19 protein-coding genes and 1 tRNA gene are annotated in these 20,377 nt (G+C 68.9%); 11 read left to right on the top strand and 9 right to left on the bottom strand.

All coding sequences use genetic code 11. From position 1 onward, the window contains the following. The first annotated feature begins 68 nt into the window (after positions 1-68). Entirely contained in the window at positions 69-1,703 is a 1,635-nt protein-coding gene (locus tag ABZU25_RS20835; RefSeq protein ID WP_355030998.1) for a hypothetical protein, read from the top strand. A gap of 4 nt (positions 1,704-1,707) precedes the next feature. On the opposite strand, the gene ABZU25_RS20830 is transcribed toward ABZU25_RS20835, so the two are convergent. Continuing rightward, a complete protein-coding gene (locus ABZU25_RS20830; protein WP_355030997.1) occupies positions 1,708-2,478 on the bottom strand; it encodes a CPBP family intramembrane glutamic endopeptidase in 771 nt (256 codons plus the stop codon). 145 nt (positions 2,479-2,623) lie between these two features. Between ABZU25_RS20830 and ABZU25_RS20825 the strand changes: the two genes are divergently transcribed. Then, complete coding sequence (locus ABZU25_RS20825) at positions 2,624-3,739, top strand: globin domain-containing protein (RefSeq protein ID WP_355030996.1); 1,116 nt, start codon at positions 2,624-2,626, stop codon at positions 3,737-3,739. A 68-nt stretch (positions 3,740-3,807) separates the two neighbouring features. Here ABZU25_RS20825 and ABZU25_RS20820 read toward each other — a convergent pair whose 3' ends face one another. Continuing rightward, positions 3,808-5,337, bottom strand: coding sequence for a peptide deformylase (locus tag ABZU25_RS20820; RefSeq protein WP_355030995.1), 1,530 nt, complete (start codon positions 5,335-5,337; stop codon positions 3,808-3,810). Positions 5,338-5,666: 329 nt separating this feature from the next. On the opposite strand from ABZU25_RS20820, the gene ABZU25_RS20815 reads away from it, so the two are divergent. After that, complete coding sequence (locus ABZU25_RS20815) at positions 5,667-6,443, top strand: IucA/IucC family C-terminal-domain containing protein (protein ID WP_355031030.1); 777 nt, start codon at positions 5,667-5,669, stop codon at positions 6,441-6,443. Between the two features lie 12 nt (positions 6,444-6,455). Here the strand turns inward: ABZU25_RS20815 and ABZU25_RS20810 are convergent, their stop codons facing one another. After that, on the bottom strand, positions 6,456-8,297 hold the full coding sequence (locus ABZU25_RS20810) for a hypothetical protein (RefSeq protein ID WP_355030994.1): 1,842 nt from the start codon (positions 8,295-8,297) through the stop codon (positions 6,456-6,458). 212 nt (positions 8,298-8,509) lie between these two features. Between ABZU25_RS20810 and ABZU25_RS20805 the strand changes: the two genes are divergently transcribed. Then, positions 8,510-9,220 carry a class I SAM-dependent methyltransferase gene (locus ABZU25_RS20805; protein WP_355030993.1) on the top strand — a complete coding sequence of 237 codons (711 nt, stop codon included), beginning with the start codon at positions 8,510-8,512 and terminating at the stop codon, positions 9,218-9,220. A gap of 62 nt (positions 9,221-9,282) precedes the next feature. On the opposite strand, the gene ABZU25_RS20800 is transcribed toward ABZU25_RS20805, so the two are convergent. Next, the gene (locus tag ABZU25_RS20800; protein WP_355030992.1) at positions 9,283-9,825 is read right to left on the bottom strand and encodes a YbhB/YbcL family Raf kinase inhibitor-like protein; all 543 of its coding nucleotides are present in this window, start codon (positions 9,823-9,825) and stop codon (positions 9,283-9,285) included. 110 nt (positions 9,826-9,935) lie between these two features. On the opposite strand from ABZU25_RS20800, the gene ABZU25_RS20795 reads away from it, so the two are divergent. Both ABZU25_RS20795 and ABZU25_RS20790 read left to right on the top strand, forming a co-directional pair. Continuing rightward, a complete protein-coding gene (locus tag ABZU25_RS20795) occupies positions 9,936-10,115 on the top strand; it encodes a hypothetical protein (RefSeq protein WP_355030991.1) in 180 nt (59 codons plus the stop codon). Between the two features lie 52 nt (positions 10,116-10,167). Continuing rightward, a complete protein-coding gene (locus ABZU25_RS20790; RefSeq protein ID WP_355030990.1) occupies positions 10,168-11,370 on the top strand; it encodes a low temperature requirement protein A in 1,203 nt (400 codons plus the stop codon). Positions 11,371-11,379: 9 nt separating this feature from the next. On the opposite strand, the gene ABZU25_RS20785 is transcribed toward ABZU25_RS20790, so the two are convergent. Then, positions 11,380-11,697, bottom strand: coding sequence for a hypothetical protein (locus ABZU25_RS20785; RefSeq protein WP_355030989.1), 318 nt, complete (start codon positions 11,695-11,697; stop codon positions 11,380-11,382). 316 nt (positions 11,698-12,013) lie between these two features. Further along, on the bottom strand, positions 12,014-13,225 hold the full coding sequence (locus tag ABZU25_RS20780; protein WP_355030988.1) for a helix-turn-helix transcriptional regulator: 1,212 nt from the start codon (positions 13,223-13,225) through the stop codon (positions 12,014-12,016). Between the two features lie 575 nt (positions 13,226-13,800). Here ABZU25_RS20780 and ABZU25_RS20775 point away from each other — a divergent pair. Both ABZU25_RS20775 and ABZU25_RS20770 read left to right on the top strand, forming a co-directional pair. Then, a complete protein-coding gene (locus ABZU25_RS20775; RefSeq protein WP_355030987.1) occupies positions 13,801-15,651 on the top strand; it encodes an AAA family ATPase in 1,851 nt (616 codons plus the stop codon). 358 nt (positions 15,652-16,009) lie between these two features. Then, entirely contained in the window at positions 16,010-16,225 is a 216-nt protein-coding gene (locus ABZU25_RS20770; protein ID WP_355030986.1) for a hypothetical protein, read from the top strand. 106 nt (positions 16,226-16,331) lie between these two features. On the opposite strand, the gene ABZU25_RS20765 is transcribed toward ABZU25_RS20770, so the two are convergent. Further along, a tRNA-Ser gene (locus ABZU25_RS20765) sits at positions 16,332-16,418 on the bottom strand. 162 nt (positions 16,419-16,580) lie between these two features. Between ABZU25_RS20765 and ABZU25_RS20760 the strand changes: the two genes are divergently transcribed. Continuing rightward, entirely contained in the window at positions 16,581-17,555 is a 975-nt protein-coding gene (locus tag ABZU25_RS20760; RefSeq protein ID WP_355030985.1) for an NAD(P)H-quinone oxidoreductase, read from the top strand. A 19-nt stretch (positions 17,556-17,574) separates the two neighbouring features. On the opposite strand, the gene soxR is transcribed toward ABZU25_RS20760, so the two are convergent. Next, positions 17,575-18,033 carry a redox-sensitive transcriptional activator SoxR gene (gene soxR, locus ABZU25_RS20755; RefSeq protein ID WP_355030984.1) on the bottom strand — a complete coding sequence of 153 codons (459 nt, stop codon included), beginning with the start codon at positions 18,031-18,033 and terminating at the stop codon, positions 17,575-17,577. A 47-nt stretch (positions 18,034-18,080) separates the two neighbouring features. On the opposite strand from soxR, the gene ABZU25_RS20750 reads away from it, so the two are divergent. Together ABZU25_RS20750 and ABZU25_RS20745 are read left to right on the top strand one after the other, a co-directional pair. Then, the gene (locus ABZU25_RS20750; protein WP_355030983.1) at positions 18,081-18,776 is read left to right on the top strand and encodes a transketolase; all 696 of its coding nucleotides are present in this window, start codon (positions 18,081-18,083) and stop codon (positions 18,774-18,776) included. A gap of 5 nt (positions 18,777-18,781) precedes the next feature. Next, positions 18,782-19,675, top strand: coding sequence for a transketolase (locus ABZU25_RS20745; protein WP_355031029.1), 894 nt, complete (start codon positions 18,782-18,784; stop codon positions 19,673-19,675). Here ABZU25_RS20745 and ABZU25_RS20740 read toward each other — a convergent pair. Further along, positions 19,661-20,368 (bottom strand): glycosyltransferase family 2 protein, encoded by a 708-nt coding sequence (locus ABZU25_RS20740; RefSeq protein WP_355030982.1) that lies wholly within the window; start codon positions 20,366-20,368, stop codon positions 19,661-19,663. The genes ABZU25_RS20745 and ABZU25_RS20740 overlap by 15 nt on opposite strands. Positions 20,369-20,377: the final 9 nt, after the last annotated feature.

Genomic DNA, 20,377 nt, shown 5'->3' with positions numbered 1-20,377 from the left:
ACCAGGGGCCGCCCGCCCCCGTGTTTCAGCGCTGTGCGGCGGCGTGATCGGGACTACGCTCCATCGATATGCAGGAGCAGCCGCCCAGCGAGTCGACCCGTCGAGAGCCTGCTGAAAGAGCGCGCCGGCGCTCCCCGCGGCCCACCTTCACACCGCCGACCGCCGCCGAGCAGCCCGGGGAGACGGCGCCACCCCCGCCAGCCGCTCCGGCGAGCCCGCGTCCTCGACGGGCCAAGGCCGCCCCGGCGGTGATCTTCCAGCCTCCGGAGCCGGACCGCCCGCTGCCTCGGCAGCCGGTCCGCTCGAAACCCTCGCCGAGCGCCCCACCCGACGACGCCGCACCCGCCGTCAACCCGGCCGCCCCTTCCAAGAAGGTCGCCGCCCCCGACCAGGCTGGTCCCCCCAAAAAGGCCGCACCCGCCGCCGACCAGGCCGACGCACCCGAGAAGGCCGCACCCGCCGTCGACCAGGCCGGCCCGTCGGAGGAGCCCGCACCCGCCTCCATCCGGACCGGCCCACCCGAGGAGCCCGCACCGGCCACCGAGCAGGCCGATGCACCCGAAGGCGACCCGCAACCACCCACCGCAGCGTCGACACGCACGCCGACGGCTCGCGCCACCCCTCGTAAGGCCACCCCTCGTAAGGCCACCCCTCGAAAGGCCACCGCCGGGAAGGCCAGCGCCGGGAAGGCCGCGAAACCGAGCGCCACAGCCCCGGCCATACCCGCTGCGACCAGCACGACGGACAGCCCGACCAGCACAACGGACAGCCCGGCCAGCACAACGGACAGCCCGACCAGCCAGGTGCCAACCCCGACCAGCACGACGATCGCGCCGGCCAAAAAAGCCGCGCCGGCCAAGAAAGCCGCGCCGGCCAGGAGAGCAGCCCCCACCAAGAAGGCCCCACCTACTGAGAAGGCGGCCAGCCCGGCCACCCAACCCACCGTCCCGGCCAGGCGAGCTGCCTCGACGGCCGAGCGCGCGGGGACCCCACGCCGGAACGCCGCCTCCGAGGAAGTCACCCCAGCACCGCAGGCCCGAGCGCAGCTCAGCAACCCGGTGCCGGCTTCGGGGCGTACCCCGGAATTGGAGCTGCGGGCGGTCGCCGCGCGCGTGCTCGATCACCCGGGCTTCGCGCCGGAGTTGCTGGCGCTGGCTGCGGTGCGGTCGCTCGGACCCGGCGCGGCCGAGTGGACCGCGCGGCTGCGCGACCGGTATCCGGACGCGCCGGCGGACGGCCTGGCCCGGTTGGTGACCCGGCGGTATGTGCGGGCGGCGGGCGCGGGCGGGGCGACCGCGGCGTTGGCTGGTTTCTTCGCGCCGCTCGCCGAGTTGGCCTCGGTGTTGTGGACGCAGGCGAACCTGGTGTTGCACCTGGCGGCGGTGTACGGCAAGGATCCGGCGGATCCCGACCGGGCCGTCGAGCTGCTGGTGCTGACCCAGGTGCATCCGGACGCGGCGAGCGCGCGGGAGGCCCTGACTGCCGCACAGACGGCGGGCGATGCGGTCGAGGGCGCCTGGCCGCGGGCGGCGGAGGCGGCTCGGCGGTTGGCCGCGCCGCTCACCGCGCAGGCCGGCGGTTGGGTGGCGTTGCGGCTGGCGGCTCGGCTGTTGCCGGGCGCGGCGGTGCTGGCGGCGGCGCTGGGCGACGCGGCGGCGACCGACCGGCTCGCCGCTCGAACGGTGGCCGTCTACCGGCGCTGATCCGTCAGAGCCAGTCGAACCACTCCCGGGGCAGCGACGCGTAGCCGACGAAGGCGACAACGTCGAGCAGGGTGTGCGCGATGATCAGCGGCAGCACCCGCCGGGTACGCAGGTAGAAGAGGCTGAAGATCACGCCCATCACCGCGTTGCCGACGAACGCGCCGAAGCCCTGGTAGAGGTGGTACGAGCCGCGCAGCAGCGCACTGGCCGCGATGATCGCGGCGAGCCGCCACTGGAGCTGGCGCAGCCGGGTGACCAGGTAGCCGACCACGATCACCTCTTCCAGCACGGCGTTCTGCACGGCGGCGAGGATCAGCACGGGGACCGCCCACCAGACCGACGGCAGCGCGGCCGGCACCAGCGTGGCGTTGAGGCCGAGCTGGGCCGCGACGAAGAACAGGGCCAGTCCGGGCAGGCCGATCAGCGCGGCCAGACCGGCGCCGCGGGCCAGATCCTGGCCGGGCCGCCGGGCGTCCACGCCGAGGGTCCGCGCCGGGTCGCCGGGGTCACGGCTGAGCAGGTGTACGGCGAGCAGCACCGGCAGCAGCGCGAACACGATGCCGAGGAGCTGGTAGGTGAGGTCCAGCCAGGGCCGGGTCGATGCTGACGTGTTCAGCGAGGCGGTCTGTTTGGAGAGCGGACCCTCGGCGGTCAGCTTCGCGATGATCGAGACCACCGCGTAGACCGCCGACTGGCCCAGGGACAGGCCGAGGACCAGCAGCGTTTCGGTGCCCAGCAGACGGCGGGACACCGGGCGGGTCAGCTCAACGGTCACCGCACCACTCTGCCCGACGAGCTACAGCGGTGGCACGGGCGACCGGCCAGCATGAGCCGATCGCACATTCTGTGCGACCGGTCGACACTCTCCGTGGAGATTCTATGGGCGCCCGATCCGCTGTCGACTGGAGGAGGAGCGCCCCGTGGACAACCTCGCACGGTTGCTGAAGGAGAGCTGGACCTTGGTCGAGGACGATCGGGCCCGACTGACCGACCACTTCTACGCCCGGATGTTCCTGCTCGACCCCGCCCTGCGGCACCTCTTCCCGGTGCAGATGACCGGCCAGGGCGACCGGCTGCTGGAAGCGATCATCACAGCGATCCACACGGTCGACGACCCGGAGAGCTTCGCCGAGTTCCTCCGGGCACTGGGCCGCGACCACCGGAAGTACCACGTCGACGATCGGCACTACGCCACGATGGGCACCGCGCTGCTGGACGCGCTGCGCCGCATCGCCGGCGACGGCTGGAACCTGGAGTACGACCAGGCGTGGCGGGAGGCGTACGAGGCGGTCGCCGCCCTGATGGTGGCCGGGGCGGCGGAGGACGACGGCCCGCCGTTCTGGCACGCCGAGGTGCTGACCCACAAGCGTTACGGCCCGGACACCGCCGTGTTGACCTGCCAGGCGTTGCAGCATCCACTGCGTTGGCAGGCCGGGCAGTACGTCAGCCTGGAGGTGCCGCGCCACCACCCCCGGGAGTGGCGGAACTACTCGGTGGCGAACGCCCCGAACGACGACAACGTGCTGGAGTTCCACGTCCGGTCGCCGGGAGCCGGTTGGGTGTCCGGTGCGTTGGTGCGTCGGGTGCGGCCGGGTGACCTGCTCCGCCTGGCGGCGCCGATGGGGTCGATGACCCTGGACCGCTCCTCGGAACGGGACATCCTCTGTGTGGCCGGCGGGGTCGGCCTGGCACCGATCAAGGCGCTGGTGGAGGATCTCGCCACCTACAACCGCACCCGGTGGGTGCACGTCTTCTACGGTGCCCGGGAGGCAGCGGACCTGTACGGCCTGGCCGGGTTGGAGGAGTTGGTCGCCGTACACCCGTGGTTGTCGGTCACCGCGGCGTGCAGCGACGACCCGAACTTCGACGGTGAGCTGGGCGACGTCCCGGATGTGGTGGCCCGGTTCGGCCCGTGGACCGCGCACGACTGCTACGTCTCCGGCTCGGCCCGGATGGTCCGGTCCACGCTGCGGGTGCTCGCCGCGGACGAGGTGCCGCCGCCGCACATCCGCTACGACACCTTCGGTGACCTCTAGACGTTCCTCCCCCCACACCGGGGCGCGTGCCCCCGCCCCCTGGGGCACGCGCCCCGGTCCCTCACCTGTCAGTAGCGCCAGGGGTGCCCGGTCTCGCGGTATTCCTCGACCGGCACCAGCGGCACGCCCGGTGCCATCAGGTCGACGTAGAGGCGGCCCTCCAGGTGGTCGATCTCGTGTGCGACAAGGCGAGCCATGCCGAACTCGAACGAGGTGATGATCCGGCTGCCGTCCCACTGGGCATGTTCCACGTCCAGCCGCAGCGGTCGGGGCACCAGACCTCGGTGATCGAAGAAGGACAGGCAACCCTCGTACTGCTCGTCGGTGTCCGGGTCGGCGTCGACCACCCGGGGGTTGAGCAGCACGACGGGTTCTGCCGACCGGTCGGGGGGCCGCACCACGGCCGCCGCCCGGCCGATGCCGAGCTGCGGGGCGGCGACGCCCACCCCCTTGTTGAACGGGTGCAGTTCGTCGAGTCGGGCCAGGGCCGTGGTGAGCCGGTCGACCACGTCCCGCGCGACCGGCTCCTCCCCCGGCAGGTCGAACGGGCGGGCGCGCTGGCGGAGCAGGTCGTCGCCGCGCTGCACGATGCCGAGGCCGCGCATCCGGTCGCTGGGGCGCACCCGGACACCGCCGGGGCCGTTGTCCGGTTCGATATCGGGTCGGGCGCGGAAGCGCCACTGCATCCGGTAGCGGGCGTTCAGCGGCGGGTCCTCGGTCTGCCATTCGTAGATCGCCCGGTCACCCTCGTCGTGGCGCTGCGGTGCCGTCCGCAGCGGGCCCTCCTCCGCGGAGAGCGAGGTTTCCTCGCCCCAGACCTGCGGGTCGAGCGCCGCGGGCAGGTCCAGCCGTACGGCGAGCTGTCGGGTGGGTAGCCGGACGGCCCGCTGGAACCAGGGGCCCCACTTCTCGTGCCCGACGCTGTACGCGTACTCGATGGTGGCCCGGTCGCCCGGATAGAGCGGGAAGCGCCGTTCCCCGTTCTCGAAGAGCAGCCAGATTTCCTTGAACGCGTCCCGATCGTGTTTGGCTCGCCAGTGCATCGGCTCCGGGTCGCCGCTGCCGTCGTCTCGGCGGGCCTGTAGTTGCAGCTCGGCGAACGTGAGTTGGTGCTCGCGGTGGTGCCGGTTGGAGCGGCCCGGATCGTTCGGGTAGCGGTCGACGGCGACCCGGATCAGGTAACGGGTGACCGGCTCGGTCCCGGCGTTGTACAGCTCCCGGCGGATCATGCACCGGTAACCGTCGTCGGAGTGGGTGAGCGTGGCGAGTTCCCGTTCCACGACGAGGCCGGTGCCGGGCGGCAGCCACTGTCCGGGCAGGTGGGATTCGCGGTACGACTGACCCGCGCGGGTGTGCCGCAGGTCGTCGTACTCCCGGAAGCGCTGCCAGATCGCGCCGTTGGCTTCCAGGACGGCCTCGGCCCGGCGGGCGAAGTCCTCGGTCGGGCGGTGTCGGCGCCCTTCGACGTGGCTCACGTAGGACGGGTCGAACCCCATGAGAACGGCCAGTTGTTTCTTGGACAGCCCGCGCCCGGTCCGTTGCCGGGCGAGTTCGGCCGCGAAGGAGTCGGCAGCCCGTTCGAGGGGTGAGGTCGTCATCGGCTTCCTCACGGCCGGGGTATTAAGTTTCACGTTCTGTGCGTGAGCACACACGCAACTGGCATCTTTTCGACACACTGCTTGACAATCCACCGACAGCCGTCGATCGTGCGGTGCCGTTTCTCGGCACACACGGCGGGTAGTAGGCGGAACGCGGAGCGCTGCTCGCACCGAACGCCGGTGACCTGGGCCTCCCTGTCAGACCAAGGTGAGGCTTCCCTTAGACCCGCGAGTCTGGTTAGGCTAGCCTTAGCTCAGGACGGCAGCTGTCGTCCGCCGGGGCACCTCCCCGGTCACGTGGACGGGGGATGACTCAGGTGACAGCGGTGATGCCGAGGCGGGACACCGTCGCCACGCCACTCGCCCCCGTCACCGCGGCGCTCCGGGCCATGTTCGGCACCGACGACGTTCCCGGGCTCGCCCGGGGCCTGGTGGTCGACGACGAGTTCGGCTGGGTGCCCGCCAGCACCCTGATCGACGGCAGTCGGCTGCCGGAGCTGCTGCGCGGCGCCGCCGTCCGCTGGGGTGGCACCCCGCACGCGTGCGCGGCGCTGGCCTGGAAGTCGTACAGCTACTGGACGGCGCTGCCGGTCGTGCTCGGCTGGGCCTCGGCCCGGCGGGTGCCGCTTGTCGATCCGACCGACGTGCTGATCCACTTCGAGGACCATCGGCCGCTGCTCACCATGGGCCTGCGTCGTCGGACCACCGTGGCGGTGCTGCCGAACGATCCGCTGGCGCTCGCCGCCCTGCCGGAGGTGCGGGTCGTCGCCGACGAGGCGGAGCTGCTGGCCGCGCTGCGCGCGTCCCTGCTCGACGCCCACCTGGCGCCGCTCATCACGGCGATCCAGTCGGAGGTCCGGGTGGGCACCCGGACGCTGCTCGGCTCGGTCGCCTCCGGCATCGCGCACGGCATCCTGCGGGCCGCGGACGGTCTGCCCGGCTCGACGGTGCAGAGCATCGACACCCTGCTCGGCGCACTCGACCTGGCCGACCTGATCGAGCTGGTGCCGGGGCCGACCGGTGAGCCGAGCGTGCAGCGGCGTACCTGCTGCCTCGCCTTCACCCTGCCCCGTCCCAAGGTCTGCCAGGGCTGCTGCGTCCGTTAACCCACCGTCGGGTCAGTCGGTAAACGACCGGACGTCCCACACCCACACACCCCCGGTGTGGACCGGCTGGATCCCGGTCAGCTCGGTCATTCCCCGACGCAGCGCGGTCTCGTGCTCGGGCTCGTGCGGCCCGAGAATGACCACCCCGGCCCGCCAGAAGCGCAGGTCGTCGACCGCTCGGACCCGTGCCTGCGGGGTGATCGGCGGCACCGCCCCGGTACGCCGGATGGTGGCGAAGAAGCTGCTGGTGGGGCGGGGCGGCGCACCGAACAACGCGACGCTCGGGGGATCGGCGCTCGGGCGGGTGTCCGGGCCGAGGAAGTAACCACGGGCCAGCGGCATGTCCAGCCGGGTCTCCGCCGCCCACCGCAGCGGCTCCGCGTAGGTGCTGTCCGGCAACGGCAGGGCCACCACGCTGCGCCCACCGGTCACGTACGGCCGCCAGGCCCCACTTGTCACGAACGTGGGGACCGGATCGAGGTGGACCACGGGGAGCGGAGTGGGGACGATCGGCAACAGGGCCATCGTGAGCACTGTTGCGGTGACGAAGCGGACCTGCCCCCTGGCGACCGGGTGCGAGCCGGCCAGTTCCCGGGCACGTTCGGCGCCGTAGGCGAGGAGCAGCCCGATGATCGGGGTGATCGCCAACGCCCACCGGGTCGGCACCACCGAGTGCAGGATCGGCAGGTTCTCCAGCGCCGCCCAGGGGCCTGGCACCCCCGTACCCCGGTTGTCGAAGCGGACCTCCCGGCCCAGCGAGAGCACCGCGAAGAGCAGCGCGAGCGCGGCCAGCGCGAGCACCACGACCGAGCGCCGCAGCCACCAGAGCAGGGCGATCACCAGCACCACCAGCGCCCAGCCGAAGAAGCTGTTCTCCTCGGTCGGGTTCTTGGCCAGGCCCGCGGCGGTGCGCGAGCTACCGGCGAGTGACTCCCGGGAGTACGCGACGAACGACGCCAGGTCGCTGGAATAGCCGCGGATCAGCCGGGACAGCCCGGAGTACGCGTCCGGTCCGAAGAACTGCACGTACAGGGGGTACGCGAGCAGCAGCGCGGCGAGCCCGGCGGCGACGGCGAGGCCGGCGAGGAAGGACGGGGCCCGCGAGCGTAGCTCGGCACGACCGAGGGCGAGCACGCCGATGACCAGGCCGAGCCCGATCGCGGTCATCAGCAGGATCTCCAGGTTGAGGAACGCCTGCCAGACGATCACGAGCGCGAGAAGGACCCCGTTGCGCAGCCAGCGGCCCGGTTCGCCGAGCCGCAGGGTCCGCCAGATGATCAACGGGACGACGAACTGCGACACGATGTTCGGGTGCCCGTTGGCGTGCGACACCATTGCCGGCGCGAACGCGCAGAAGGCACCACCCAGCCACGCCGGCCCGCGGCTGCCGATCAGGACGCGGGAGAGCAGGAAATACCAGGCGGTGGCGGTGGCAATCATGCCGACGGTGAGAAAGACCAGGAATGCCACTCTCGGCCCCAGGAGCACTGTGACGGGTGTCAGTGGCAGCGAAATGGATAATACGGACGTATTGGCCATCAGATTGACGCCGTCCGGGACGTTCATCTGATTGGAATGGAACGGATACGCAAACTGTGTGACGACTCGTGCACCGTGCGCCATCATCCATTCGAACTGCGACTGATCAGACTGGTTGTCCCGTACGCCACTGCCCGGGTCCAACCAGAGTCGAGCGGTAACCCACAAGCCGAGAGCCACGAAGCTCAGCACCGCGACCAGATCGGCCCACTTCCCCCTGCGGGAAGGCCGAGCGCGGCCCGGCTCCCCCTGCGCCGACGGCGCGACGACCGGACCGTCGCTGTCGCTGGGCGGGTCCGGCTCAGGAGTAGTCATGACAATTCACAGGGTAGTCAGGGCATGGCGCTGCCGTGACATGTTTCGGGGTACTGCCGTACTATGTGCCGGGTTCGCCGACCGCCGATCACGAACCCACCCCCGACCACAATTCGGCCACCCCCGATGCCCCGATTCTTCTGCCGTCTCAGCGGATGATTCACTCTGTCGGTCCAGGCACGGGTCGAGTTCATATCGTGAGGAATCGACGCATGGCAGAAATCACTGGGGATCAGCGCGTTCAGTCCGAGGTGTTGGAAGGCCTGGCGACCGCTGTCAACCACCGTCGCTGGTTCATCGAGCTGGCCGTGCCGTACCTCGGCGACGACCCGATCGAGATCGGCAGCGGCCTCGGTGACTACGCGCTGGAGTGGTCCGAGCTGCTGCCCCGGTTCACCGCGACCGAGGCCGACCCGGACCGTCTGGTGCAGCTCAAGGAGCGCCTCGCCGACCGGCCGAACATCGACGTCCGGCAGATGCTGCTCCCGCACAACGATCGGGGCCACTACAGCGCCGCCGTCTCGTACAACGTCCTGGAGCACATTGAGGACCACGTGGGCGCGCTGAGCAGCATGCGCGACCTGGTCCGACCCGGCGGCGCCGTGGTCATCATCGTGCCGGCCTTCCAGTTCGCGATGGGTCCGGCCGACATCGCCACCGGGCACGTCCGCCGCTACACGAAGAAGACCCTGCACGCGGCGATGACCGAGGCCGGCCTGACCGTCGAGAAGATCCACTACGCCAACGCGCTGGGGCTGATCGGCTACTTCATGGCCACCAAGGTCTTCCGGCTGATGCCGAAGGAGGGCCCGATGGTCAAGGTGTACGACACGGTGGTCCTGCCCGCCACCAAGGCCGCCGAGCAGCTCGTCCGCCCCCCGTTCGGCCAGTCGGTCTTCGCGGTGGCCCGCGTCCCGTCCTGACCCGCCCACCCCGCGATCCTGCACTCACCCTCATGGTCAAGCGCAAGATCGCGGGGTACGGATCACTCCTTGATCTGGTAGGTCGGGCGGATCACCGCTCGGGCCAGGGTGTGGAACGTGAGGTTGAAGCCGACGTAGGCGGGGCTGGCGTCCGGAGTCAGGTCCAGCCGGTCGACGTCCACGGCGTGCACCGCGAAGACGTACCGGTGCGGGCGGTCGCCGGCCGGCGGCGCCGCACCGCCGTAACCCTGCTCGCCGTAGTCGTTGCGGACCGAGAACGCCCCACCGAGGTCCGCGCCGGCGGCGCCACCGACGCCGCTTGGCAACTGCGTGACCTCGACCGGCACGTTCACGAGCACCCAGTGCCAGAAACCGCTGCCGGTCGGTGCGTCGGGGTCGTAGCAGGTCACCGCGAAGCTCTTCGTCTCAGCGGGGAAATCCGACCAGGTCAGCTGCGGCGAGACGTTGTCACCCCCGGTGCTGCCATGCGCGTGCCGGGCCTCCATCGGCTCACCGTTCTGCACGTCGTCACTTGTCAGCGTGAACGAAGGCAGCGTCGGCAGCAGCTCGTACGGGTCCGGGGCGATCGGTCGTTCCAGGGTCATCAGAACGCGTCCTTCCGGTGTGCGGAGATATCAGCCCCTTCTTACCCCGTTCCGGGGCCGCCGACGACCGGTTGGGCGCTGTCCGGGCACCGCCAGCGCGGATATGATCAATGTCGCAACGTTCACGGGGGAAATTCTTGAACATCTGGCGCGACTTCCTGGTCGCCGTCGTCACCGCGCTCCGCAAACCGGACGAGCAGTCGCTCGCCCGGGAACGCCGACGCGCTGTCGAACGACTGGCCGAAGAAACCATCCGCGAGGACCGGAGGACCACAGACCCGCCGGAGTGACCGCGCTGCCGGGTGCCGGACCCGTCACCGGGCAACCGATGAAGATGACCCGATGGGGCGGATCTTCCAGTCGCGGCCGGTAGTCACGACGGAGACACACCGACCGACGCTGTTCGAGGTCTTCTTCGACCTGGTGCTGGTCTTCGGTCTCATCCGGATCACCACGTTCATGACCGAACGGCCCTCGTCGGTGATCCTGGCGCAGGGACTGCTCGTCCTCATGCTGCTGTGGAACTCCTGGTTGGTCTACGCCTGGTTGGGCAACTACGTCCGGCTCGACGTCGGGCTGACCCGGGCCGGCGTCACCGTGGCGATGGCCGCCGTCTTCCTCATCGCGCTGATCATCCCCGAGACCTGGCAGACCGGCCCGCACACGACGAAACCGCGGCTGATCCTGGTGCTGGCGTACGTCGTGGTGCGGGTAGTGGACACCGCCCTCTTCCACTGGGCGGCGGCCGACGACCCCCGGCTGCGCAGGACAGTTCGCCTCTACGCCCTCACCACCGCGCTGTCCTGGATTCCCCTCGTCCTCGGGGCCGTGCTCGGCGGCACCGCGCAGATCCTGCTCTGGGCCGCGGCGCTCCTCATCGACATGAGCGGCGGGGTGTTCGCCCTGCTGGTGAGCGGGTGGCCGGTACGCAGTCCCGGCCACTTCGTGGAGCGGCACGGCCTAGTGGTGATCATCGCGCTCGGCGAATCCCTGATCTCGGTCGGCGCCGGGGTCGGAACCCAGATGATCCACCCGCCAACCCTGGTGGCGGCGCTGCTCACCCTCGCCGTCACCGTGTGCCTGTACTGGTTGTACTCCGCGAGCGCGGCGAACGCCGGAAAGGCACTGACGATGGAGTCCGGCCTACGGCGGGGCCTCGTGGCCGGCAACGCGTACAGCGTCGCCCACCTCCCGCTGCTCGCCGGGACCGTCTACGTGGCGCTGGGAGTCGAGGAGGTGCTCGCCGCCCTGGCCCATGAGGAGTCGCACGCCGCTTTGAACTGGATCCCGGCCATCGCGCTGTTCGGCGGGACCGCCCTGTACCTCGCGGGCCGGGCGACGTTCCTGAGTCTCATCGTCCGGTGCGTACGGCCCGAGCAGTATGTGGCGCCCGGACTGGCACTGCTGTTGCTACCCGTCGGCCGTTACCTGCCCGGCCTGGCCGCCCTCGCCCTGCTCACCGCGTTCCTCGTCGCACTCCTCAGCTACGAGGCGTGGACCAAGCGATCCGCGACAGGCGGCGCGTCACAGAGCGCTCCGGAGTGATCGCGCTGCTCAACGCGCCCACCCAACAAAGCGCTCGAACAGTTCACCCGCAGGGACGGCGGGCAACTCCGTGACCACCACCGCGTGCAGACTGCCCAGGTACATGGACAGCCCGATCCGGTCCCGGCCGTACGCCTCAGACAGTCGGACTCGGGCCGGAGCGCAGGGCCACGGCGTGTCCTGCTCGCAGCTACGGCAGGTCCACTCGGGCCGGCGCGGGATGTGCTGGTCGGCGAGGCGGCTCGCCAAGACAGCGGCAGCGCGTTGGCCCTGTGCCGATCGGGCATCCACAGCCGCTCTGATCGTGGTGGGGATCTCGCCCAACATCGGCCGGCACCGCCGTCGCCAATGCCGGCGGAGTGACGCCGAGCTTCAGCCAACAACCGTTCCCGGGCAGCTTCCTGCTCTGCGCGTTGGATCGCCGGACCGGTAGCACCGAGCGGTGCAGAAGCCCCCAGGCGCCTAGCTTGCCGGCGGAGCAGGTTGAACGGCCACATCATCGCGTGCCCTCCCGTCTCAGAGGCGGCAGGCCATCACCCCCAATCGGGGGCGATGCCGCACACCCGCTGCAATCGTGAGAACACGCTAGGCAGCGGCGGGGGGCGTGCAGGGTACGCGGCGTACCCAGCGACAGGAGGTACCCCTACAGCTCTGGCACCGCGATCCTGCTCTCCAACTGGATCGCCTGGGCGCGGATGGCCGCCGGTGCCTCCCGGGCCAGCCGGCCTGCCAACTCCTGAGCCGCTGGTGAGTATCGGACCGTCTCGGGAGAGGTGGACTCCGCGAGGCCCAACAGGTGAAGCGTCGCCTCTTGCGCCCCCTCCAGGTCGGCAGACCGAGCCAACTCCACGTAGTGCCGGCCCCGCCGTTCAGTCGACGGGATCGACGCCGGGTCGAGCGAGTGCGCCCGCCGTTGCGCCTCGTCAGGATCGCCCAGGTCGACCGCGCACATCACCGCGTACACGTCGACCAACGGCCGCGACACCCGGGTGCGAAGGCCGACGAAACCGGTCGGCAGGGCCTGCTCGACCACCCGACGAGCGGCATCCCAGTCGGACCAGGCGCCCTGGTCACCGGTACGAGCCCGCGTCAACGCGGTGCAAAGATGCAGGTCGGCCAGCATCTCGGCCCACTCGCTGCCACCATCGGCAACTCGGGGCTCGATCAGATCGCGAGCCTCCCGCAAGCGCTCCAACGCCTCGTCACCCCGGCCGACGGCGCGCAACAGATGCGCCGCGTACCAGGTGGACTGGGCGATGGCGAGGGGGTCGTCAGCATCGAGGGCCGCCGTCATACCGCGGTCGACGGTCAGCCAACACAGCTCGCGGTCACCGTGCCAGGCAAGGTAAGCCTGCGCGAGGTGATGCGCCTGGGCGAGCAGAGCGAGACTGTCGCGCCGATCCTCGCCGGTGTGCAGCCGGGCCGCTCGCTGAGTGGCGTCGAGCAGACCGGGCAGGATGACGCTCACCTCGGTGCGCTGATGTCGAGAGGTGTGCCAGGTCTGCCACGCGGAGTCGACAGCGCCGCGCAGATAGTCGGGGGACTCCGGTTCACCAGAGATCGAAATGTGCCAGGCGGTCAACGCCCGACGGACATCTCCGATCGCGGGATGACTGGGACGCCCATCCAGGGACAGGGTCACCTGCGGCCCGAACAGATCACCAAGGTCACGCACGCCGAGGTGCGGTGCGACCTGTTGGGCGGCCCGCAACGTCAGGCTCCGACGCCCGTTCTCCACGAACTTGATGGTGGTCGGCGACAGTCCGGCGAGGCCGGCGAGCTGCTCACGGGAGAGGCCGGCCGCTCGACGAAGCCGCTCGACACGCTGGCCGGGGGTGGGTTGCTGATCCGCCATGAGACACCTCGCCGAATTGGGTACATCGCGTACCCCGACCGTACGCCGGCATAAGCCACCCGTCGATGCCTACGCCGCCAGTCCTCGCCTTAGATGATCAACTCCGTTTCAGTGACGTCGGGGTATCCGGAGTAGGGACATCCCGCTCTCCGGTTCCGCTACGGCGACGGCTTCAGCCACTACGGGCGTAAGCCGAGTAGATCAAGCTCGGCGCTCGGATGGGCGGAGGTTATGGGACCCAACCCACGAAGACATCACTGCCTTACCGGTTTCAAGATCTAGGCATGAGGAACTGACCAGGGAAAACGGCATTGACCTACCATCTGATGCCGCTGATTTCCCTCACGCGAGCTCTACCTAAGCTTGCTAACACTCATAGCAACACATCGGCCCACTCGGTCTCGACCCTCAGCCGCCGACCTCGCCACTTCGCCCAAACGTCTGAACGACGTCCAGCCAGCTGGGATTCGTTTGTCCGCGTTCTCTCGACGGTCTCGATGCGCGAGTTTCATTGGCACGGCGTGGCGACTACTCCGAACAGCACCTGCGGACGCCGCTGCCCGCATCATAGGCGAGTGACCATTGACGAAAACCCACAGCAAGGCATCGGACCGGGCCTCGGCGGCCGGCGGGCCAAGATCATCCAGATCAACAAAGTGTCCCTTACGAGCGGAGAAGTCATATCCATAGCGGAAGGATTGACTGTTCTTGTTGGCCCAAACAATGCCGGCAAAAGCCGTCTTTTGCAGGAGATTCAGGAGAGACTGAGCGGAACGGCAACATATGGGCATTACAGGCCGAAGGTTACGTCTTCGGTCAACTACGAGGAGCGGTGTACTGCAGGCGAACTCGCGGACTGGATGAGAGGCAGGTACAGAGTTCAACCGCCTGGCGTCTACAACTACGGATCGTTTGATGAGGAACACTTTCCTATTCCTAATCAAGGCGGCACGGCGATGCCAGTTTCTAGCATCTCGCATGTGTGGAGGAGGCACGCCGGCCACTTCCAACCACTAGTGCCCTTTCTTATGGCCTACATGCCGGCCGGGAGCCAGGGCGGATCGATCTCGTCGACTTCGACGTACCACGTTGGACGCGAAGCTCCCGCAAGTCCGATTCAAAGACTCTTCTCCGATAGAGATTTAGAAAAGTTGGTCAGCGCAGAAATGCGGCGAGCATTTGGTGAGGAACTAGTCATACACCGGTACGCAGGAAGCCAAATAAGTCTCCACATCGGTAAAGTAACCACCCCGGAAACGCCGCCACCTGCGTCCTTGAAATATTTGGCCGAGATCGAGCGTCTACCCTTGCTGCAAGAACAGGGAGACGGCGTGCGCTCGTACATGGGAGTCGTGCTGACGTTAATCACGGCAGCCTATCCCATTGTATTAATTGACGAGCCGGAGACCTTTCTGCACCCACCTCAGGCATACATGCTAGGCCAGTTTCTCGCCCGACAGCACGACAACGACACCCAAGTAATTGTCGCCACTCATAGCGATGACATCCTTCGGGGCATAGTTTCCGTTAAGGGAGCCGAGGCTGCCGTTACTGTTGTACGTCTCACTCGATCGCCACGGGGAAACCATGCGGCGCAGGTGCATGTTCAGGACGTCCAGAAGCTGTACGAAGATCCGCTCATCAAATACTACGGCATTCTTGACGGACTCTTCTTCCACGGGGTTCTGTTGTGCGAAGCAGATTCTGACTGCACCTACTACCGCGCTGTACTCGAATCGACCGTGCATGACCTAGACCGAGGGCATCCTGCAACAGCCCTCAGCTTGCATTTTGCGCATTGCGGCGGAAAATCTCGGATGCCTGAGGCTGTCCGCGCCTTGCGCGCGTCCCGGGTTCCCGTCTCCTGTGCCGTAGACATTGATTTCTTGCAGGCCGACCATGACTTTAAGGGCTTAGTGACTGCTTGCGGCGGCGACCCGGACGCCCTTGAGCGGGATCGAAAGGTGGTCATTTCCGCCATTCAGGCGAGGACGGAGAAAGTCGACAAAGTCGTAGCAAAAGTCAAGATCGAAGAAGTCTTCGGAGGCCGGAGGGACGCTTTCTTAACTTCTGGGGACATCAACCAAATCAAGGGGTTACTGACAGCTCGGAGCGGTTGGCGTCTCTTCAAGATTGCCGCCGACACAATATTGCGCGGCGAGGCTGCCGCCGCATACCAGTCGTTGGACGCTAATCTAAGGAAACTCGGAATTTTCCTAGTTCCTGTTGGAGAACTCGAAGGTTTCCACAAATCCATACCGTCTGACAATAAAGCGTTTTGGTTGAGAGAGGTCCTCCGAACCCTCGCTTACAAAGAAGCACCTAAGGCAACCGAGTTTGTGCGAGCCATGGCAAACTTCGTCTGGAACCATCAAGATCAAGCCGCAGTGGTCGAGGGGCATCTTGTGGGAGGAGATGACCGGTGAGGAGATGCAAGTAGGCCGGATGAAATGGCTTCACCTCCTCAGCGGGCCAACCCAACACGTCGGCGACGAATGGGCGGTCAGCGGCGAATGCGCAAGGACCGAGAGCTGAAGCACCGAGCGAAGACGGAGACGCGCGTTGTGCCAAACTTGCCCGAAGCTTGTCCGCATTTTGCGGCACCGTCGGCAGCACTCCGGCAACCCGGGCAGGCGGATGTTCAACGCACCAGGCTCACGGCCCGGCCCTGTCACGAAAAGCACCTACATACGAGCCTGGCGACAGGCACGAGAAAAGGCGCTAACCCCGCTCAGCAGCGCGCCGTTCTTGCACGATTGCCCTACCACCTGCACCATCGCTGCCGTGGCGCTCTGGCTCAACGCTGGTGTGCCGGCTACCCAGGTCGCCGAGTGGGCAGGGCACAGCGCGCACGTCCTGCTCAAGGTCTACGCCTCGTGCATCGATGGTCAGGACGAGGCGGCGCGGAAGCGGATCGAGGCGGCGCTAGTCACTCCTGACCAGCATGAGAACGCCCGACCGGCCGACGAAACTTTGCCGCCCATTTGCCGCGACGAGTGAGGTGCGGCAGCCCTGAGCAGGACGAAGTGAGACTGACTCGCCATTCACAGACGCGCCCCCGGCCAGCGTTCGCGCTGGTCAGGGGGCGTTTTGCTGTCCAAGGGGGCGGAGGGTGTGGGATTCGAACCCACGAAGACATCGCTGCCTTACCGGTTTTCAAGACCAGCGCCATCGGCCACTAGGCGAACCCTCCTGGGCCGCCACCCGCGGGCGTACGGCCACGCACAGTCTGCCACGGCTCCCGCCGGACGGCCCGGCGTCCCTCCCCGAACGCGCCGACCAGGCCATCTCGGCTGTCCACTGTGGGCTCGCGGTTGCGCCTGCGACAGCCGACGAGATCGGGAAGACTGGGCCCATGCGAGCCATCACCATTCCCGAGCCCGGTGGACCCGACGCGCTGGTCTGGGCCGAGGTGCCCGACCCGGAGCCGGGCCCCGACGAGGTGATCGTGGATGTGCGGGCCAGTGCGGTCAACCGCGCTGACCTGCTGCAACGGCAGGGGCACTACCCGCCGCCGCCGGGCGCGTCCGCGTACCCCGGGTTGGAGTGCTCTGGGGTGATCACCGAGGTCGGGTCGGAGGTCGCCGGGTGGGCGGTCGGTCAGCAGGTGTGCGCGCTGCTGGCGGGCGGGGGGTACGCCGAGCGGGTCGCGGTCCCGGCCGGGCAGTTGCTGCCGGTGCCGGCCTGCGACCCGGTGGACGCGGGGGCGCTGCCGGAGGTGGCCTGCACGGTCTGGTCGAATCTCGTCCAGGTGGGGCGGCTCGGCGCGGGTGACACGCTGCTGGTGCACGGCGGGGGCAGTGGGATCGGCACCTTCGCGGTCCAACTCGGGGCGGCCCTCGGCGCGACAGTTGTGACCACCGCCCGGGAGGCCAAGCACTCCCGGCTGCGTGAGCTGGGCGCGGCCCACCCGATCGACTACCGGGAGCAGGACTTCGTCGAGGAGGTCCGACGAGTCACCGACGGTCGGGGCGCGGACGTCATCCTGGACATCATGGGCGCGTCCTACCTGGGCCGGAACGTCTCCGCGCTGGCCACCGGCGGCCGGCTGGTGGTGATCGGGATGCAGGGTGGGCGCAAGGCCGAGTTGGATCTCGGCGCGCTGCTTACCAAACGGGCGAGCGTCGCCGCGACGTCGCTCCGCTCCCGACCGCTCGCCGAGAAGGCGGAGATCGTCCAGGGCGTACGGGACGAGGTGTGGCCGTTGATCGAGGCCGGCACGGTCCGACCGATCGTGGACCGGCGGGTGCCGATGAGCGAGGCGGCGACGGCGCACCGGCTCGTCGAGTCGAGCGACCACTTCGGCAAGGTGCTGCTCACGCGCGGGTGACGCAAGCTGGCGCGGGTGTTCAGACGAGCGTGTCGTCAGTTGGTCGGGGCAGCAGCAGGCGGGCGCCCGGCCCCTCGCCGGCCAGCGCGTCCCCCGGGTTGTTCAGCGTGCAGCGTTGCAGGGACAGGCACCCACAGCCGATGCAGCCGTCCAGGTCGTCGCGGAGGTTGGTGAGCAGCCGGATCTTCTCGTCCAACCGGCCCCGCCAGCTCGCGGAGAGCCGCGCCCAGTCCTGCGGGCTGGGCGTGCGGGCCTCGGGGAGCGACTCCAACGCCGCCCGGATCTCGTCGAGTGAGACGCCGACCTGCTGGGAGATCCGGATGAAGGCGACCCGGCGCAGCTCGGCGCGGGCGTACCGGCGCTGGTTGCCGCCGGTACGGGCGGCGCGGATCAGCCCGAGTCGCTCGTAGTAGCGCAGCGCCGACGGTGCCACGCCGGATCGGGCGGACAGCTCGCCGATCGTCAGTAGATCCTGCATCACCAGGTCCTTGAGTTGAAGTGCACTTCAAGTCAGACAGTAGTGGCATGACCACCACACTGACCACCGACACCGGGGCCCGGCTCCCCGGGCTGATCCGACGACTGACCGGCGACGAGAAGCACGCCCCCAGCGCGCACTCCACCATCGACGTGCTCCAGGTGCTCTACGACCGGGTGCTGCGGGTCACCCCGGACACCGTCGACGACCCGGAGCGGGACCGGTTCCTGCTCTCCAAGGGGCACGGGCCGGCCGCCTACTACGCGGTGCTCGCCGCGCACGGCTTCATCCCGGACGCCTGGCTCGACGACCTGGCCGGGCCACACAGCCGGCTCGGCCACCACCCGGACCGGCTGCTGGTGCCCGGGGTCGAGATCGGCTCCGGCTCGCTCGGCCACGGGCTCGGGCTCGCCGTCGGCACCGCCCTCGGCCTGCGGGCCCAGGGGCTGCTCACACCCCGGGTGTACGTGCTGCTCGGCGACGCCGAACTGGACGAGGGATCCAACCACGAGGCGATCGCGTACGCGGGGGCAACCGGCCTGGAGAGCCTCACCGCGATCGTTGTCGACAACTCGTCGGCCACCCACGGCTGGTCGGGTGGCATCGCCAGCCGCTTCACCGTCAACGGCTGGACCGCCGACACCGTCGACGGCCGACACCACACCGCCCTGTACCGGGCGCTGACCGGGCACCGCCCACGGCGGCCCCACCTGGTGGTCGCCCGCATCGAGAGCAAGGGATGACCGTCATGCGTGCCGCCTTCATCGACAGCACCGCCGCGCTTCTCGACGAGGACCCGCGAACCGCGCTCGTCGTTGCCGACATCTCGGCCAGCCAGTTCGCTCCGGCCGGTCGACGGCACCCGGACCGGGTGCTCAACGTCGGTATCCGGGAACAACTGATGATCGGTGTGGCCGGCGGGCTCGCCCTGACCGGGCTCCGCCCGATCGTGCACTCGTACGCGACGTTCCTCGTGGACCGGGCGTACGAGCAGATCAAGTTGGGTCTGGACCACCAGGGCGTGGGCGCGGTCCTGGTCAGCATCGGCGCGTCGTACGACGGGTCGGCGGAGGGACGGACCCACCAGTCGCCCGGAGACGTGGCGCTCTTCGACTCTCTCGGCGACGGCTGGACGGTGCGGGTGCCCGGCCACCCGGACGAGGTCGCGCCGCTGCTCCGGCACGCCGCGACCAGCGACGACCCGGTCTACCTGCGGCTCAGTGAGCAGCGCAACGCCGAGGCGCATCCGGACGCGGACCGGCTCCGGGTGCTGCGGCAGGGTGGGACGGGCGCGCCGCTGGTGGTGGCCGTCGGGCCGACGCTCGATGCCACGTTGGCCGCGACCGAGGCGATGGACGTGACTGTCGCGTACACCCACACTCCCCGGCCGTTCGACACGCCGGGGCTACGGGCGCTCGCCGGGACCGAGGTGGTGCTTGTCGAGCCGTACCTGGCCGGCACGTCGAGCGCGGTCGTCAGCCGGGCGATGGCGGACGTGCCGCATCGGCTGCTCGCGCTCGGGGTGGGCCAGACCGACCTGCGACGGTACGGCAGTCCCGCCGACCACACCCGGTGGCACGGCCTGGACGCCGCCGGTCTGCGGCGGTCGATCAGCGCGTTCCTGGGGTCAGCGCGCGGATGAGGGGGCGGGACGGCGGCGTGCGCGCTCGCGGCCGAGGATCCAGATCGCCTCGACGCCGTCCTTCCAGGTGATCTTCTTGCCCTCTTCCCGGCCACGTGCCCGGTAGCTGATCGGCACCTCGTACGGCCGAATCCGGCGGCGCAGCAGCTTGCCGGTCACCTCGGCCTCCATGCCGAAGCCGCGCGAGCGGACCTCCAGCGACCGGTAGAGCGCCACCGGCATCAGCTTGAAGCAGGTCTCCAGGTCACCGATGTACGAGTTGAACAGCACGTTGGCCGCCATCGTGACGCCCTTGTTGCCCATCACGTACCAGAAGCTGTAGGCGCTGTGGCTGCCGAAGGTGCGATTGCCGTAGACGACAGTGGCTCGCCCGTCGAGCACCGGGTCGAGCAGCTTGGGGATGTCCTGCGGGTCGTACTCCAGGTCGGCGTCGAGGATGACCATGTAGTCGCCCTCCGCGCTGTCGACCGCGGTCTTGATGGCGGCACCCTTACCGGCGTTGCGCTGGTGGGTGACGACCCGCAGGCGTGCGTCGTCGGCGCGACCGAGGACCTCGCCGGTGCCGTCCCGGCTCCCGTCGTCGACGACGATCAGCTCGATCTCGCACGGATAGTCCACCGCCAATGCCTGCTTGAGGGCATCCGCGATGCGTTCTTCCTCGTTGAAGACCGGCATGAGGATCGAGAGCTTCACGGGAATCTC

This window comes from Micromonospora sp. NPDC005215 (genome assembly GCF_040607915.1).
GTDB lineage: Bacteria > Actinomycetota > Actinomycetes > Mycobacteriales > Micromonosporaceae > Micromonospora.
Note: the sequence above shows the minus strand (reverse complement) of the source record. Positions and strands in the feature narration are given on the sequence as shown.

Bases quoted from the DNA above. Each gene is read 5' to 3' on its own strand.
- ABZU25_RS20790 (WP_355030990.1), top strand. From the start codon at position 10,168: ATGGGGCGGATCTTCCAGTCGCGGCCGGTAGTCACGACGGAGACACAC.
- ABZU25_RS20810 (WP_355030994.1), bottom strand. From the start codon at position 8,297: ATGACTACTCCTGAGCCGGACCCGCCCAGCGACAGCGACGGTCCGGTC.
- ABZU25_RS20780 (WP_355030988.1), bottom strand. From the start codon at position 13,225: ATGGCGGATCAGCAACCCACCCCCGGCCAGCGTGTCGAGCGGCTTCGT.
- soxR (WP_355030984.1), bottom strand. From the start codon at position 18,033: ATGCAGGATCTACTGACGATCGGCGAGCTGTCCGCCCGATCCGGCGTG.
- ABZU25_RS20815 (WP_355031030.1), top strand. From the start codon at position 5,667: ATGCCGAGGCGGGACACCGTCGCCACGCCACTCGCCCCCGTCACCGCG.
- ABZU25_RS20745 (WP_355031029.1), top strand. From the start codon at position 18,782: ATGCGTGCCGCCTTCATCGACAGCACCGCCGCGCTTCTCGACGAGGAC.
- ABZU25_RS20835 (WP_355030998.1), top strand. From the start codon at position 69: ATGCAGGAGCAGCCGCCCAGCGAGTCGACCCGTCGAGAGCCTGCTGAA.
- ABZU25_RS20750 (WP_355030983.1), top strand. From the start codon at position 18,081: ATGACCACCACACTGACCACCGACACCGGGGCCCGGCTCCCCGGGCTG.
- ABZU25_RS20800 (WP_355030992.1), bottom strand. From the start codon at position 9,825: ATGACCCTGGAACGACCGATCGCCCCGGACCCGTACGAGCTGCTGCCG.
- ABZU25_RS20785 (WP_355030989.1), bottom strand. From the start codon at position 11,697: ATGTTGGGCGAGATCCCCACCACGATCAGAGCGGCTGTGGATGCCCGA.
- ABZU25_RS20760 (WP_355030985.1), top strand. From the start codon at position 16,581: ATGCGAGCCATCACCATTCCCGAGCCCGGTGGACCCGACGCGCTGGTC.
- ABZU25_RS20805 (WP_355030993.1), top strand. From the start codon at position 8,510: ATGGCAGAAATCACTGGGGATCAGCGCGTTCAGTCCGAGGTGTTGGAA.
- ABZU25_RS20795 (WP_355030991.1), top strand. From the start codon at position 9,936: ATGTCGCAACGTTCACGGGGGAAATTCTTGAACATCTGGCGCGACTTC.
- ABZU25_RS20820 (WP_355030995.1), bottom strand. From the start codon at position 5,337: ATGACGACCTCACCCCTCGAACGGGCTGCCGACTCCTTCGCGGCCGAA.